Origin of the sequence: Kitasatospora azatica KCTC 9699 (genome assembly GCF_000744785.1) — a bacterium.
In the GTDB taxonomy this organism is placed as follows: Bacteria; Actinomycetota; Actinomycetes; order Streptomycetales; family Streptomycetaceae; genus Kitasatospora; species Kitasatospora azatica.
Genome location: NZ_JQMO01000003.1, coordinates 3771534 through 3787454, shown reverse-complemented (window position 1 = coordinate 3787454; position 15921 = coordinate 3771534). Strand labels below are relative to the sequence as shown.

At 68.2% G+C, this 15921-nt stretch carries 10 protein-coding genes and 3 rRNA genes; 6 read left to right on the top strand and 7 right to left on the bottom strand.

The window, feature by feature from the left end; translation table 11 throughout:
- Position 1 precedes the first annotated feature (1 nt).
- Positions 2–679, bottom strand: a complete 678-nt coding sequence (gene mtrA, locus BR98_RS27520) for an MtrAB system response regulator MtrA (protein WP_035848644.1) — start codon at positions 677–679, stop codon at positions 2–4.
- A gap of 240 nt (positions 680–919) precedes the next feature.
- Between mtrA and BR98_RS27515 the strand changes: the two genes are divergently transcribed.
- Genes BR98_RS27515 through BR98_RS27495 form a run of 5 tightly spaced genes read left to right on the top strand, consistent with a single transcriptional unit; the run spans position 920 to position 6478 of the window.
- The gene (locus BR98_RS27515; RefSeq protein ID WP_051970265.1) at positions 920–2233 is read left to right on the top strand and encodes a DUF7847 domain-containing protein; all 1314 of its coding nucleotides are present in this window, start codon (positions 920–922) and stop codon (positions 2231–2233) included.
- Positions 2234–2237: 4 nt separating this feature from the next.
- Positions 2238–2909, top strand: a complete 672-nt coding sequence (locus tag BR98_RS27510; RefSeq protein WP_035848642.1) for a DUF4129 domain-containing protein — start codon at positions 2238–2240, stop codon at positions 2907–2909.
- Positions 2906–4147, top strand: coding sequence for a DUF4350 domain-containing protein (locus BR98_RS27505; RefSeq protein ID WP_232247635.1), 1242 nt, complete (start codon positions 2906–2908; stop codon positions 4145–4147). Before BR98_RS27510 ends, BR98_RS27505 begins: the two co-directional genes overlap by 4 nt.
- 17 nt (positions 4148–4164) lie before the next feature.
- Positions 4165–5118 carry an AAA family ATPase gene (locus BR98_RS27500; protein WP_232247631.1) on the top strand — a complete coding sequence of 318 codons (954 nt, stop codon included), beginning with the start codon at positions 4165–4167 and terminating at the stop codon, positions 5116–5118.
- A gap of 49 nt (positions 5119–5167) precedes the next feature.
- Positions 5168–6478: a DUF58 domain-containing protein gene (locus BR98_RS27495; RefSeq protein WP_035848637.1), complete on the top strand. Its 1311-nt coding sequence runs from the start codon at positions 5168–5170 to the stop codon at positions 6476–6478.
- A gap of 38 nt (positions 6479–6516) precedes the next feature.
- Here the strand turns inward: BR98_RS27495 and BR98_RS27490 are convergent, their stop codons facing one another.
- The 5 genes from BR98_RS27490 to BR98_RS27470 all read right to left on the bottom strand — a co-directional run bounded on the left by BR98_RS27490 (position 6517) and on the right by BR98_RS27470 (position 13884).
- Positions 6517–7191, bottom strand: coding sequence for a transposase (locus BR98_RS27490; RefSeq protein WP_083977051.1), 675 nt, complete (start codon positions 7189–7191; stop codon positions 6517–6519).
- Between the two features lie 73 nt (positions 7192–7264).
- Positions 7265–7381, bottom strand: a 5S ribosomal RNA gene (gene rrf / locus BR98_RS27485).
- An 86-nt stretch (positions 7382–7467) separates the two neighbouring features.
- Positions 7468–10583, bottom strand: a 23S ribosomal RNA gene (locus BR98_RS27480).
- 280 nt (positions 10584–10863) lie between these two features.
- Positions 10864–12385, bottom strand: a 16S ribosomal RNA gene (locus BR98_RS27475).
- The 16S, 23S and 5S rRNA genes sit together here, the layout of an rRNA operon.
- Before the next feature lie 494 nt (positions 12386–12879).
- Positions 12880–13884 (bottom strand): stage II sporulation protein M, encoded by a 1005-nt coding sequence (locus BR98_RS27470; RefSeq protein ID WP_035848635.1) that lies wholly within the window; start codon positions 13882–13884, stop codon positions 12880–12882.
- 178 nt (positions 13885–14062) lie between these two features.
- On the opposite strand from BR98_RS27470, the gene BR98_RS42120 reads away from it, so the two are divergent.
- The gene (locus BR98_RS42120) at positions 14063–15178 is read left to right on the top strand and encodes an RDD family protein (protein ID WP_267886095.1); all 1116 of its coding nucleotides are present in this window, start codon (positions 14063–14065) and stop codon (positions 15176–15178) included.
- A gap of 4 nt (positions 15179–15182) precedes the next feature.
- On the opposite strand, the gene BR98_RS27460 is transcribed toward BR98_RS42120, so the two are convergent.
- Complete coding sequence (locus tag BR98_RS27460) at positions 15183–15812, bottom strand: hypothetical protein (protein WP_035848632.1); 630 nt, start codon at positions 15810–15812, stop codon at positions 15183–15185.
- Positions 15813–15921 lie beyond the last annotated feature (109 nt).

Genomic DNA, 15921 nt, shown 5'->3' with positions numbered 1-15921 from the left:
GTCAGCTGGGTCCGGCCTTGTAGCCGACACCGCGGACGGTGACCACGATCTCCGGACGCTCCGGGTCCTTCTCGATCTTCGAGCGCAGACGCTGGACGTGGACGTTGACCAGCCGGGTGTCGGCCGCGTGCCGGTAGCCCCAGACCTGCTCCAGCAGCACCTCGCGGGTGAACACCTGCCAGGGCTTGCGGGCCAGCGCGACCAGCAGGTCGAACTCCAGCGGGGTCAGCGGGATGCCCCGGCCGTCCCGCTTGACCGAGTGGCCGGCCACGTCGATCACCAGATCGCCGATGGTCAGCTGCTCGGGGGTGGGCTCCTCGGCCCGGCGCAGCCGCGCCCGGACCCGGGCGACCAGCTCCTTGGGCTTGAACGGCTTGACCACGTAGTCGTCGGCGCCGGACTCCAGGCCCACCACGATGTCGACCGTGTCGGTCTTCGCGGTGAGCATCACGATCGGCACCCCGGACTCGGACCTGATCTGCCGGCAGACGTCGATTCCGTCCCGTCCGGGCAGCATCAGGTCGAGCAGGACGAGGTCCGGTTTGGTCTCGCGGAACGCGGCCAGCGCCTTGTCCCCGTCCGCGACGAAATACGGCTCAAAACCCTCACCACGCAGCACGATGCCGAGCATCTCGGCGAGTGCGGTGTCGTCATCTACGACGAGGACGCGACCTTTCATGAGCCCATCCTCTCATTACCGGATTGTGACCTGCCGCACACCCGTGCCAATCTCCCCGGCGAACCGCTGGTGAGAGCGCCCATATCCACCCAAACTCCAAGCTTCGACGGCCCCGTCGACTCCGTTGTCGATCAGCAACCCGGCACCCCTGGGGTGCCTGCCGCCACCATGGCACGATGGGCGGCACGCATGCGCCCCATGCACCGTCCTGGGGCGCTCGCCCCGCGCCGAGGAGCAGTGATGACCGACACTCCGGGCTGGGTCTCCCCCAGCTCGTCCGGATCCGAGCCCGAAGACGTCCGGCCGCCGGCCGACACGCCCGTCGGGTCGGACGCACCGTCGGCCACCGCAGCGCCAGCGCCCGCCCCCGCACCGACTCCCGCGCCCCCGGCCGCGCCGCCCTACCCCGGCGCGTACGGCGACCCGCGCGCCGGCCAGGTGCCCCCGCAGCGCCCCGCCCAGGGCGGCTGGACAGCGCCGCCGGGCTGGGGTGCCCAGGGCGGGCAGCCCGGCTGGGGCCAGCCCGGCGCCGGCAAGCCCGGCTGGCAGCCGAACTGGGGCATGCAGCCGGCGAGCCCCAAGCCCGGGGTGATCCCGCTGCGCCCGCTGGGCGTCGGCGAGATCCTGGACGGCTCGATCTCCACCGCTCGCAAGCACTGGCGCACCGTGCTGCCGCTCGCCCTGGTGGTCGCGGTGTTCAGCCAGACCACGGCCACCGCGCTCACCTATGTCACCCGCAACGACGATCAGAACACCCTCGCCGTGATCCTGCTCGGTGTCAGCTACCTGATCAGCGCCTTCGCCGGACTGGTGATGACCGCGATGCTGACCATGGTGGTCAGCAAGGCGATCCTCGGCGAGCAGGTCTCCATCGGCCTCGCCTGGCGGGCCGCCCGCCCACAGCTGTGGCGGCTGCTCGGCCTGACCCTGCTGACCCTGCTGATCATCGTCGGGATCGTCGTGGTCGGCATGCTCCCCGGCATCATCGCCCTCGCGGTCGGCGGCTCCAGCCCGGGCGTTGACGTCACCCTGGCTCTCGGGCTGATCGCGGGCAGCGTGGTGGCGCTCTGGGTCTACATGCAGCTGCACCTGGCCACCCCCGCGCTGATGCTGGAGAAGCAGGGCATCAAGGCCGCGCTCTCCCGCTCCCGCCGCCTGGTCCGCGGCTCCTGGTGGCGGATCTTCGGGATCACCCTGCTCGGCGGCGTGCTGGCCGCGCTGCTCGCCGGCATCATCGAGGTGCCGTTCAGCGCCATCGCCGGGGTCAGCAACAGCAACCCGCTGTCCGCGCTGGGCGCCGACCCGAACACCCCGCAGCCGCTCGGCGCACTGGTGATCATCGCGATCGGCGGCGTGCTCGGCGCGACCCTGACCGTCCCGATCAGCGCCGGCATCCACGTACTGCTCTACGTCGACCAGCGGATCCGCCGCGAGGCGCTGGACCTGGAGCTGGCCCGCGCCGCGGGGCTGCCGGAGTACGGCGGCACCGGCTGGGCCGGCACCACCGCCGGGCCGGTCGACACCCCGACCGGCGGACCGACCGGGGCGGCCTGACCCGATGCCGACCTGGGGGGACTGGGCCCGGGCCGCCGGTGACGGCGCCCCGGTGACCGTGCCGCGCGATCCGGCCCGCGAGGCCGCGCGCGAAGAACTGCTGAAGCCGGAGTACCACCGCCACGACCCCGGTCTGCTGCAGCGGATCACCAACTGGCTCTGGGAGCAACTGGACAACCTGCTCGGGCAGCTCGGCAACGCCGCGAGCAACGGCACCACCGGACTGATCCTGTTCCTGGTGCTCGCCGTGCTGCTCGGCGGCGCGCTCTGGTGGCGGCTCGGCCGCCCCGGCCGGGCCGCCACCACCGCCGCCGCGCTGTTCGCCGCCGACGGCCCGCGCACCGCCGCGGAGCACCGCGCGGCGGCGCAGCGGCACGCCGCCGCCGGGGAGTGGACACAAGCCGTCCGCGAGCAGATGCGGGCCCTGGTCCGCGACCTCGAGGAGCGCACCCTGCTCGACCCGCGCCCCGGCCGCACCGCCGACGAGGCCGCCGCCGAGGCCGGCCGCCACCTGCCCGAACAGGCCGTCGCGCTGCGCGAGGCCGCCCGCCTCTTCGACGACATCGCCTACGGCGACCGATCCGCCGACCAGGCCGCCTACCAGCGGCTCGCCGAGCTCGACCGGCAGCTGCGCCAGACCCGTCCCAGCCACCTGACCCCGGCGGGCGCCGCGTGACCACCAGCACCACCCCCCGTGACATACGCACCGCCGACCGCGTCGACCCGAGCCCCGCCGACCACCGCAGCCTGACCCCGACGGCACGTCAGCTCTGGCTCCGCACCCGCTGGTTCCTGGCCGGCGGCGCCTTCCTGCTGCTGGCCGGCCTGCTGATAGCCGGCCTCGGCAACAAGGCCGGCTACGCCGCGCTCGACCCGCGCTCTCCCGACCCCGACGGCACCAAGGCCGTCTCCCAGCTCCTGCGGGCCCGCGGGATCGAGGTCTCCAGCACCGCCGACCCCGCCGCACTCGCCGCCACCCCCACCAGGGACGACACCGTGGTGGTGCCGCTGCCGGACCTCCTGACGGTCGACCAGCTGCGCGCGCTCGGCGCCGCCGGACACCACCGGCTGGTCCTGATCTCGCCCGGCGACCTGCCGCTCGAACTGCTCACCCCGTCCGTGCAGACCTACGGCGGCGACACCACGCCGGTGGCCGTCAGCTCTGCCGGCACCGCCCCGCAGTGCGACCTGCCCGCGGCCCAGCAGGCCGGCAGCGCCGAGGCCGGCGGCCGGCTCTACCGGATCACTGCCGGCGCCACCGGCTGCTACCCCCGCGACGGCCACCCCACCCTGACCAGCTCGATCAGCACCGACGGCGCCGAAGTGGTGGTGATCGGCTCCGGCCGCTTCCTCACCAACCAGCGGCTGGCCCACGACGGCAACGCCTCGCTCGCCCTCGCCCTGCTCGGCAGCCGGCCGCACCTCACCTGGTACCTGCCCGACTACGGCACCGCCCCCGTGGCCGCCGGGCAGAAGACCCTCACCGAGCTGATCCCGGTCGGCTGGCGGGCGGCCACCGTCCAGCTGTTTCTCGCCGCCCTGCTCGCCGCACTCTGGCGGGCCCGCCGACTCGGCCCGCTGGTCAGCGAGCAGCTCCCGGTGGTGGTCCGGGCCGCCGAGACCACCGAGGGCCGGGCCCGGCTCTACCAGCTGGCCAAGGCCCGCGGCCGGGCCGCCGAGGCACTGCGCCGGGCCACCCGACACCGGCTCGCGCCGCCGCTCGGCGTCCCCGTGACGGCCGGCGAGGTGGACGGCAACGCCCTGCTGACCGCCCTCACCGAACGGCTGGCCGACCAGCGCCCGCCCGGCGAGCTCGCCGGGCTGCTGTACGGCCCGCCACCCACCGACGACGCCGCACTGCTGCGGCTCGCCGACGACCTCGATGCCCTGGAAAGGCAGGTACGACAGCCGTGACCGAGCAGCCCACTCCTGTGTCTGCGGACCCCCGGCAGGCGCTCAGCGCGCTGCGCGCCGAGATCGGCAAGGCCGTGGTCGGCCAGGACCCCGCCGTGACCGGTCTGGTGGTCGCGCTGCTCTGCGGCGGCCACGTGCTGCTCGAAGGCGTCCCCGGAGTCGCCAAGACGCTGCTGATCCGCACCCTGTCGACGGCGCTGAACCTGCAGACCAAGCGGATCCAGTTCACCCCCGACCTGATGCCCGGCGACGTCACCGGCTCCCTGGTCTACGACGCCCGCACCGCCGAGTTCTCCTTCCAGCCCGGCCCGGTCTTCACCAACCTGCTGCTCGCCGACGAGATCAACCGCACCCCGCCGAAGACCCAGGCCTCGCTGCTGGAGGCGATGGAGGAGCGCCAGGTCACCGTCGACGGTGAGCCCCGGCCGCTGCCGGTGCCGTTCCTGGTCGCGGCAACCCAGAACCCGCTGGAGTACGAGGGCACCTACCCGCTGCCCGAGGCCCAGCTGGACCGCTTCCTGCTCAAGCTGATCCTGCCGCTGCCCGACCGTGACCAGGAGTTCCAGGTGCTCAGCCGGCACGCCGCCGGCTTCGACCCGCGCGATCTGCACGCCGCCGGCGTGCGCCCGGTGGCCGGCCCCGCCGACCTGGCCGCCGCCCGGGAGGCGATCGCCAAGCTGACCGTCTCCCCCGAGGTGCTCGCCTACATCGTGGACCTCTGCCGGGCCACCCGGCAGTCGCCCTCGCTCTCGCTGGGCGTCTCCCCGCGCGGTGCGACCGCGCTGCTCAACACCTCCCGGGCCTGGGCCTGGCTGGCCGGCCGCGACTACGTCACCCCCGACGACGTCAAGGCGCTCGCGCTGCCCACCCTGCGGCACCGCGTGCAGCTGCGGGCCGAGGCCGAGATGGAGGGCGTGACCGCCGACTCGGTGATCCAGGCCGTGCTCGCCCAGACCCCCGCACCCCGCTGAGCCGGGTCGGGTCGGTTTCGAAAGCACTTCAAAAGCTAGGAGTCCTGCCGTGGCCCTGACCGGCCGAACCGCCCTGCTCGCCGCCCTGGGCAGCCTGTTCGTCGGGCTCGTGCTGCCCTCCTGGGCCGGGATCGGGCTGGTCACCGGTGTGGTGGTTGTCGGCGTGCTGCTGGACTTGGCGATCGCGGCTCCCGTCCGGACCCTGCACCTGGCCCGGGAGGGCGACAGCTCGGTCCGGCTCGGCGAGCCCGCCACCGTCTCACTGACCGTCAGCAACCCGTCCCGGCGCCCGCTGCGGGGGCGGCTGCGCGACGCCTGGGCACCCTCCGCCTTCCGGCCCGGCACCGACCTGACGGCCTCTCGGCACCGCCTGCTGGTCCCGGCCGGCGAGCGACGCCGGGTCAGCACCGAACTGCGGCCCACCCGGCGCGGCGACCACCACTCGCACCGGGTGACGATCCGTTCGCTCGGCCCACTCGGACTGGCGGGCCGTCAGGGATCGCACCTGGTCCCCTGGACGCTGCGGGCGCTGCCGCCATTCACCAGCCGCAAGCACCTGCCCTCCCGGCTCGCCCGGCTGCGCGAACTCGACGGTCGCACCTCGCTGCTGACCCGTGGCCAGGGCACCGAGTTCGACAGCCTGCGCGAGTACCTGCCCGGGGACGACGTCCGCTCCATCGACTGGCGGGCCAGCGCCCGCCGGCACACCGTCGCGGTCCGCACCTGGCGGCCCGAGCGCGACCGGCACATCCTGATCGTGCTGGACACCGGCCGAACCTCGGCCGGCCGGGTCGGGGACGCGCCACGCCTGGACGCCGCGCTGGACGCCGCGCTGCTGCTCACCGCGCTGGCCACCAAGGCCGGCGACCGGGTGGACCTGCTCGCCCACGACCAGCACCAGCGCGGCTCGGTACTGGGCCGCTCCGCCACCGAGGTGCTGCCGGCCTTCACCCACGCGATGGCCCTGCTGGAGCCCGCGCTGGTCGAGACGAACCTGCGGGCGCTCACCGCAGCCGCCCTGCGGCTGGCTCCGCGCCGCTCGCTGATCGTGCTGCTCACCGGCCTGGACGCCGGCCCCGCCGAGGACGGTCTGCTGCCGCTGCTGCCCCGACTCACCCGACGCCACGAGGTGGTGGTCGCCGGCGTGGCCGACCCGCGGCTGACCGAGCTGGCCACCGGACGCGGGACCGTGCAGGCGGTCTACGGCGCGGCCGCCGCCGAGCAGGCCCAGGCCGACCGTCGGGCCGTCGCGGAGCGGCTCACCCGGCTCGGGGCCACCGTGCTGGACGCCCCGCCGGCCACCCTGCCGCCCGCGCTCGCGGACGCCTACCTGGCGCTCAAGGCGGCAGGGCGGCTCTGAGCTGCTGCCTTCCCTCCGCGTTCAGAGGTGGGACGTGTTCAGAGGTGGGACGGCTTGAGCCAGACGTGGGCGCGGCCGCTCTCGGCCGCCTCGGACTCGGTCTGCGAGTCCGCCGCCTCGTTCTGCTCGGCCCAGCCGGCGATTCCCTGGCTCAGCCCGGCAGCCGAGGACTTGTCCCCGTGGAACGCCTCCCGCGCCGCCTGGTAGGCGAACCAACGCTCCACGCAGGCCAGCCAGGCCTGCTCGGTGGGCGCGAAGTGCATGGTGACCCGCGGGTGGGCGCGCAGCCAGTTCACCACGGTGGGCGACTTGTGGGTGAAGTAGTTGTCGCAGATCAGGTGGATCTCGCCGACCTCCGGCAGCTCCCTGTCCAGCTCCGACAGGAACCGGCGGAACTCCACTCCGCGCCGCCGACGGTGCAGCGTGCCCTGCACCTTCTCGGTCGTCCGCTCCAGACTGGCGAGCAGTTCCTGGACGGCCGGCGGCAGCGGCTCAGCCTGCCGCTCGCCCAGCTCCTCCCGGAGCTTTGGGCGGAGCATCGTCTCCGCGTCCAGGTGCAGGGCGAGCACTCGCTCGGGCGGTGCCAGGTACATCCCCGCAACCTCGTGCGAGGTCTCCAAAGCGAAGGGGTCGGTGGCCAGGCCGAACGCCTCGCGACGGGGCTGGGGGTCGGGCTGCTGGTTCTGACGGCTCTTGGGAGCGGGGCGTGCCATGAAAGGATCGTAACCTGCCAAAACGCGAAGAAGCCCCCACCGAATAAACGGTGGGGGCTTCTTCTGAATGATTGTTCGGCGGCGTCCTACTCTCCCACAGGGTCCCCCCTGCAGTACCATCGGCGCTGTAAGGCTTAGCTTCCGGGTTCGGAATGTAACCGGGCGTTTCCCTCACGCTATGACCACCGAAACACTATGAAACTGTCGCCGCACCATCCCCGTGACCAAACGGGATGGGGTCGTTGTTTCAGAACAACACAGTGGACGCGAGCAACTGAGGACAAGCCCTCGGCCTATTAGTACCGGTCAGCTCCACCCATTACTGGGCTTCCACATCCGGCCTATCAACCCAGTCGTCTACTGGGAGCCTTACCCTCTCAAGGAGGTGGGAGTGCTCATCTCGAAGCAGGCTTCCCGCTTAGATGCTTTCAGCGGTTATCCCTCCCGAACGTAGCCAACCAGCCATGCCCTTGGCAGGACAACTGGCACACCAGAGGTTCGTCCGTCCCGGTCCTCTCGTACTAGGGACAGCCCTTCTCAACACTCCTACGCGCACAGCGGATAGGGACCGAACTGTCTCACGACGTTCTAAACCCAGCTCGCGTACCGCTTTAATGGGCGAACAGCCCAACCCTTGGGACCTACTCCAGCCCCAGGATGCGACGAGCCGACATCGAGGTGCCAAACCATCCCGTCGATATGGACTCTTGGGGAAGATCAGCCTGTTATCCCCGGGGTACCTTTTATCCGTTGAGCGACGGCGCTTCCACAAGCCACCGCCGGATCACTAGTCCCTGCTTTCGCACCTGCTCGACCCGTCGGTCTCACAGTCAAGCTCCCTTGTGCACTTACACTCAACACCTGATTGCCAACCAGGCTGAGGGAACCTTTGGGCGCCTCCGTTACCCTTTAGGAGGCAACCGCCCCAGTTAAACTACCCACCAGACACTGTCCCTGATCCGGATCACGGACCCAGGTTAGACATCCAGCACGACCAGAGTGGTATTTCAACGACGACTCCACCAAGACTGGCGTCAAGGCTTCAAAGTCTCCCACCTATCCTACACAAGCCGAACCGAACACCAATATCAAGCTATAGTAAAGGTCCCGGGGTCTTTCCGTCCTGCTGCGCGAAACGAGCATCTTTACTCGTAATGCAATTTCACCGGGCCTATGGTTGAGACAGTCGAGAAGTCGTTACGCCATTCGTGCAGGTCGGAACTTACCCGACAAGGAATTTCGCTACCTTAGGATGGTTATAGTTACCACCGCCGTTTACTGGCGCTTAAGTTCTCAGCTTCGCCCCACCGAAATGGAGCTAACCGGTCCCCTTAACGTTCCAGCACCGGGCAGGCGTCAGTCCGTATACATCGCCTTACGGCTTCGCACGGACCTGTGTTTTTAGTAAACAGTCGCTTCTCGCTGGTCTCTGCGGCCGGCCCCAGCTCGGGCAGCAAGTGCCTCCACCAGTTCCGGCCCCCCTTCTCCCGAAGTTACGGGGGCATTTTGCCGAGTTCCTTAACCATAGTTCACCCGAACGCCTCGGTATTCTCTACCTGACCACCTGAGTCGGTTTGGGGTACGGGCCGCCATGAAACTCGCTAGAGGCTTTTCTCGACAGCATAGGATCATCCACTTCACCACAATCGGCTCGGCATCAGGTCTCAGCCTTAAAGAGTGGCGGATTTGCCTACCACTCGGCCTACACCCTTACCCCGGGACAACCACCGCCCGGGCTGGACTACCTTCCTGCGTCACCCCATCGCTCACCTAATACCCTGTCGGATCAGCGGCTCCACCACGTCCCTTTGTCCGAAGACTCCGGGCCGGCTTCACGGCCTTAGCATTCAGAGGTTCAGCGTTGGCGCTTCAAAGCGGGTACGGGAATATCAACCCGTTGTCCATCGACTACGCCTGTCGGCCTCGCCTTAGGTCCCGACTTACCCTGGGCAGATCAGCTTGACCCAGGAACCCTTGGTCAATCGGCGCAAGAGTTTCCCACTCTTGTATCGCTACTCATGCCTGCATTCTCACTCGTATCCCGTCCACGACTCGATTCCTCGGCCGCTTCACCCGGAACACGACGCTCCCCTACCCATCCACAGCGTCGTTGGACGTATTCTGTGAATGACACGACTTCGGTGGTGTGCTTGAGCCCCGCTACATTGTCGGCGCGGAATCACTTGACCAGTGAGCTATTACGCACTCTTTCAAGGGTGGCTGCTTCTAAGCCAACCTCCTGGTTGTCTCTGCGACTCCACATCCTTTCCCACTTAGCACACGCTTAGGGACCTTAGTCGGTGTTCTGGGCTGTTTCCCTCTCGACCATGGAGCTTATCCCCCACAGTCTCACTGCCACGCTCTCACTTACCGGCATTCGGAGTTTGGCTAAGGTCAGTAACCCGGTGAGGCCCATCGCCTATCCAGTGCTCTACCTCCGGCAAGAAACACGTGACGCTGCACCTAAATGCATTTCGGGGAGAACCAGCTATCACGGAGTTTGATTGGCCTTTCACCCCTAACCACAGGTCATCCCCCAGGTTTTCAACCCTGGTGGGTTCGGTCCTCCACACGGTCTTACCCGCGCTTCAACCTGCCCATGGCTAGATCACTCCGCTTCGGGTCTTGGGCATGCAACTCAAACGCCCTATTCGGACTCGCTTTCGCTACGGCTACCCCACACGGGTTAACCTCGCTACACACCGCAAACTCGCAGGCTCATTCTTCAAAAGGCACGCAGTCACGGCTGGTCCGAAGACCAACGACGCTCCCACGGCTTGTAGGCACACGGTTTCAGGTACTATTTCACTCCGCTCCCGCGGTACTTTTCACCATTCCCTCACGGTACTATCCGCTATCGGTCACCAGGGAATATTTAGGCTTAGCGGGTGGTCCCGCCAGATTCACACGGAATTTCTCGGGCTCCGTGCTACTTGGGAGAAGCTCAAGTGAGCCGCTAATGTTTCGTCTACGGGGGTCTTACCCTCTACGCCGGACCTTTCGCATGTCCTTCGACTACACCAACGGTTTCTGACTCACCCAGCCGCCGGCAGACGACTGAAGAACTTTCCCACGACCCCGTATCGGCAACCCCTGCCGGGTCTCACACCAATACGGTTTAGCCTCATCCGGTTTCGCTCGCCACTACTCCCGGAATCACGGTTGTTTTCTCTTCCTGCGGGTACTGAGATGTTTCACTTCCCCGCGTTCCCTCCACGCACCCTATGTGTTCAGGTGCGGGTGACAGCCCATGACGACTGCCGGGTTTCCCCATTCGGACACCCCCGGATCAAAGCTCGGTTGACAGCTCCCCGGGGCCTATCGCGGCCTCCCACGTCCTTCATCGGTTCCTGGTGCCAAGGCATCCACCGTGCGCCCTTAAAAACTTGGCCACAGATGCTCGCGTCCACTGTGCAGTTCTCAAACAACGACCAGACACCCACCTACACCACCCGAAAACGAGTACTGTCCGTGGGACCGGCATCCTCGAGGTTCAGACCATGACGGCCGTTCCCTCAGGACCCAACAACGTGCCCGACACACCAGACTCAAGAACGCTTTCCACGCCGAAGCAGTACTCACGAACCATCACCCAGTGTGCCGAATAGTCAACGTTCCACCCATGAGCAACCGTGCGAGACATTCGCTCGCAACCGGCTATGTGCTCCTTAGAAAGGAGGTGATCCAGCCGCACCTTCCGGTACGGCTACCTTGTTACGACTTCGTCCCAATCGCTGGTCCCACCTTCGACGGCTCCCTCCCAAGGGTTAGGCCACCGGCTTCGGGTGTTACCGACTTTCGTGACGTGACGGGCGGTGTGTACAAGGCCCGGGAACGTATTCACCGCAGCATGCTGATCTGCGATTACTAGCAACTCCAACTTCATGGGGTCGAGTTGCAGACCCCAATCCGAACTGAGGCCGGCTTTTTGGGATTCGCTCCGCCTCGCGGCATCGCAGCCCTTTGTACCGACCATTGTAGCACGTGTGCAGCCCAAGACATAAGGGGCATGATGATTTGACGTCGTCCCCACCTTCCTCCGAGTTGACCCCGGCAGTCTCCTGTGAGTCCCCACCACCCCGAAAGGCGTGCTGGCAACACAGAACAAGGGTTGCGCTCGTTGCGGGACTTAACCCAACATCTCACGACACGAGCTGACGACAACCATGCACCACCTGTATACCGACCACAAGGGGGCGACTATCTCTAGCCGTTTCCGATATATGTCAAGCCTTGGTAAGGTTCTTCGCGTTGCGTCGAATTAAGCCACATGCTCCGCTGCTTGTGCGGGCCCCCGTCAATTCCTTTGAGTTTTAGCCTTGCGGCCGTACTCCCCAGGCGGGGAACTTAATGCGTTAGCTGCGGCACCGACGACGTGGAATGTCGCCAACACCTAGTTCCCAACGTTTACGGCGTGGACTACCAGGGTATCTAATCCTGTTCGCTCCCCACGCTTTCGCTCCTCAGCGTCAGTAATGGCCCAGAGATCCGCCTTCGCCACCGGTGTTCCTCCTGATATCTGCGCATTTCACCGCTACACCAGGAATTCCGATCTCCCCTACCACACTCTAGCCTGCCCGTATCGAATGCAGACCCGGGGTTAAGCCCCGGGCTTTCACATCCGACGCGACAGGCCGCCTACGAGCTCTTTACGCCCAATAATTCCGGACAACGCTCGCACCCTACGTATTACCGCGGCTGCTGGCACGTAGTTAGCCGGTGCTTCTTCTGCAGGTACCGTCACTTGCGCTTCTTCCCTGCTGAAAGAGGTTTACAACCCGAAGGCCGTCATCCCTCACGCGGCGTCGCTGCATCAGGCTTTCGCCCATTGTGCAATATTCCCCACTGCTGCCTCCCGTAGGAGTCTGGGCCGTGTCTCAGTCCCAGTGTGGCCGGTCGCCCTCTCAGGCCGGCTACCCGTCGTCGCCTTGGTAGGCCATTACCCCACCAACAAGCTGATAGGCCGCGGGCTCATCCTGCACCGCCGGAGCTTTACACCCAGAACCATGCGGTCCCAGGTCATATCCGGTATTAGACCCCGTTTCCAGGGCTTGTCCCAGAGTGCAGGGCAGATTGCCCACGTGTTACTCACCCGTTCGCCACTGATCCACCCCGAAGGGCTTCACCGTTCGACTTGCATGTGTTAAGCACGCCGCCAGCGTTCGTCCTGAGCCAGGATCAAACTCTCCGTGAATGTTTTCCCGTAATCGGGTCGACACCCGCGCAGAGCGGCACGACAATCGGCGGAATAGGCCGACCCCGTGCACTGCGTCCTCGCTAGTGTTTTACTTCAAAAGGAATCTCCAACCCCGATCAGACGATCGAGGCCGGGGATGTCAACATATCTGGCGTTGACTTTTGGCACGCTGTTGAGTTCTCAAGGAACGGACACTTCCTTCAAGCCGCTTTCCAGCAAGCTCTCCGGGCGTTTCGTTCTTTCGTGTTCTCAGCTTATCAGACCCGATTCGTGCTGTTTACCAGCCGATTTCTTGCCGAATTCCCGCTGAGGGAGGGGGCTTGCCGGGCCGCATCCGCGTGGATGCCTCGCCTCGGCCTGCCGTGTCATAGACACTACGCTCGGTCCGGGCTGTTTGTCCAGTCCGTCCCAACCGTTCGAATCTACTAGCCTTCCGGTTCCGTGTCAACGGTTCGGTCGGCGCGAAGAGAAGACTACCAGGTCATCGGGGGTCATCCCGCCACCGGCTGGAGGTCGTCGCGGTCGGCGGACTCGACGTCGCCGGTCTCCCCGGTGGCTGCCGCGCGACGGCCGAGGAGGAGGGCATAGAGAAGGAAGAGCACCTCTGCGGTCACTCCGATACCGATCCGGGCCCAGGTGGGCAGACCGGACGGCGTGACGAACGCTTCCAGCAGGCCGCTCACGAAGAGCATCACGGCCAGGCCGATGGCCATGCCGATGATGGCGCGGCCCTGTTCGGCCAGCGCCACCGAGCGGGTGCGGGGGCCGGGGTCGATCACCGTCCAGCCCAGGCGCAGGCCCATGCCCGCGGCGACGAAGACGGCGGTCAGCTCGAGCAGTCCGTGCGGGAGCAGCAGGCCCAGGAAGAGGTCCAGTCGGCCCGCGGAGGCCATCAGGCCGATGCCGACGCCGAGGTTGAGCACGTTGCCGAAGAGCACCCAGAGCACCGGCAGGCCGAGGAAGACCCCGAAGACCAGGCACTCGGCGGCTATCCAGGCGTTGTTCGTCCAGACCTGGGCAGCGAAGGAGCTGGCCGGGCGGTCGGAGTAGTACGCCTCGTAGGCGCCGCCGGGGCGGGTCATCTCCCGCAGTTCAGTGGGGGTGGCGAGGCTGTCGCGGACCTCGGGGTGGGTGGCGACCCACCAGGCGATCAGTGCGGAGACGAGCAGCGAGATCACGGCCACCGGTAGCCACCAGCGCCGGGAACGGTAGAGCGCGGCGGGGAAGCTGACGGTGAAGTAGCGGGCGGCGTCGCGCCAACCGGCTGCCCGGCTGCCGGTGACGGCGGTGCGGGCCCGGGCGACCAGCGTGGTCAGGCGCCCGACCAGGGCCGGGTCGGGCGCGGTGGCCTGGACCCTTGCCAGGTGGCCGGTGACCCGCTGGTAGAGCAGCACCAGCTCGTCCACCTCCTCGCCGGTGAGCCTGCGCTGCCTGCTGAGCGTCTCCAGCCGCGCCCACTGCGCTTGATGGGCGGCGACGAAGACATCCAGGTCCATGACGACTCAGCTCCAGGGAGGGCGAACAGAAGGACGAACGGGAGGACGAACAGAACGAGCGGGGTCAGCTTGCCAGAGAGCGGGCCCGCTGGGACCGGCCTTCCCCGGCATCAGGCGGGTCCGTAGGGTTGGCGCGATACGTGACCGAGTGGACGGGCGGGGTTCAGTGAGCGACCTGGTGACGGGTGAGGCCGTGGTTCTCGGCCTGCGGACGGCGAAGCTGCCGAGCCGGGCGTTGGCCGTAGTGCTGGATCTGGCGGTGGAGTTCGCCGCGTTCTTCATCGTCACCGTGCTGCTGCTGACCCTGCTGGAGGGGCTGGACGGCGCTGCCGCGGCGGCGCTGATGATCTGCATGATGGTGTTCTTCCTGGTCGCCGTCCCGGTCACGGTGGAGACGCTGACCCACGGGCGGTCGCTGGGGAAGATGGCACTGGGGCTGCGGGTGGTCCGGCTGGACGGCGGGCCGGCCCGGTTCCGGCATGCGCTGGTCCGGGGGCTGGTCGGGATCATCGAGATCATCCTGCTGACCGGGGTCCCGGCGGCCATCACCTCGCTGGTCAACTCCGACGGGCGGCGCCTCGGTGACATCTTCGCGGGCACCATCGTGGTCCGGGAGCGGGTGCCGGCAGGCCGGTCGACGGGTCCGGTGGTGGCGCCGCCGCCGCAGGTGATGGCCGCGCTGGGGACCGATCTGGTCCGCCTGGACCTGTCCTCGGTGCCCGAGGGACTCTGGCTGGCGATCCGCCAGCTGCTCGGCCGGGCCGACCAGTTGGATGCAGAGGTGGCGTTCCGGATGGCGCACCAGTTGGCCGGGGACGTGGCGATGCGGACCCAGTGGCCGGTGCCGGCGGGCCTGCACCCGGCGTTGTACCTCGGCGCGGTGCTGACCGAGCGGCAGCGGCGTGAGTGGCAGCGGGCGGCGGCAGCCGCTCCGTACGCGCAGCCGATGGCCCCGTCCCCGTACGCTCCCCCGGTCCCCGTCCCGGTCCCGTCACCGTTCGCGCCGCCGATGCCTCAGTTCGCGCCCCCGGCCGCGCCGGTGCGGTACCTGGGTGTGCCGCCCCAAGCGCCGGCGCCATCCGCGCCCGTGCCGCAGGCGCCCGTGCAGTCGGCGCCCGTGCCGCAGGCGCCGGTCCAGCCGGCGCCAGTGCCGCCGGCGCCGGTGCAGCCGCCCCCGGTGGTGCCGGTCCAGGTCACCCCGCCCCCGGTGCTGCCGGTCCGGGCCGCCGAGCCGCAGGATGCGCCGCCGGCGACCGCGCCCGTCGCGGACGGCGGATTCGCGCTGCCGGGCTGAGCGGTCAGTCCCAGCTCGGCCAGGTGTTGGGCGGCGACTCCAGCTCCTCGAGCTCGATCCCGGGCGCGGCCAGCAGTACGTCACCGGCCAGGTGGACCTCCCGCTGCTCACCGGTCTCCAGGTCGGCCACCTGGTAGCGCTCGACCTGCAGCGGTCCGGTGTCGGTGGCGTGCTGCTCGACCGAGGCGAGTGTCCAACCCTGGTCGAAGGTGCGTGGCGCCAGCGCCGCGCCGCTGAAGGAGACCAGCCGCACCCGCGCGCTCGCGCCGGCGGCGAGGCCGAGCAGCCGGGCGGTGGCGATCAGGAACGCGGGCGAGTCGCCGGCGAAGCCATGGGCCCGGTCGTGGCCCTCGGCGGCCGCGGCACCGGTCGGGTCGGCGGGGTCGGTGCGCACCCAGGCGACCCCGTCCACCGCTCCCCCGCGCACCTGCCAGCCGCCGGAGCGCAGTTCCATCCGGAGCGGGCGGCTGCGCGAGTCGAGGGTGAGGTCGAGGGTGCTGAGCACGGTGCCGTCGGCGGCGTAGGTCTTGGAGACGTAGCGCCAGCCGGCCGGCCCGGGCGCGCAGCTGAACCGCTCCTCGCCGAGGGGCGTGCCGTCGTGCGGGTCGTGGTGGGAGTAGCGGCCGTTGGGCATGGGTCGAAGCCTACGTGGAGAGCATGTCGAACCCTCCGTGCAACCTTTCGGGTGGTCGGTCGCATCAGGGGGTCGAGCAGTGCCGGGGAGTGCTGCCGCTGAGAGGAGC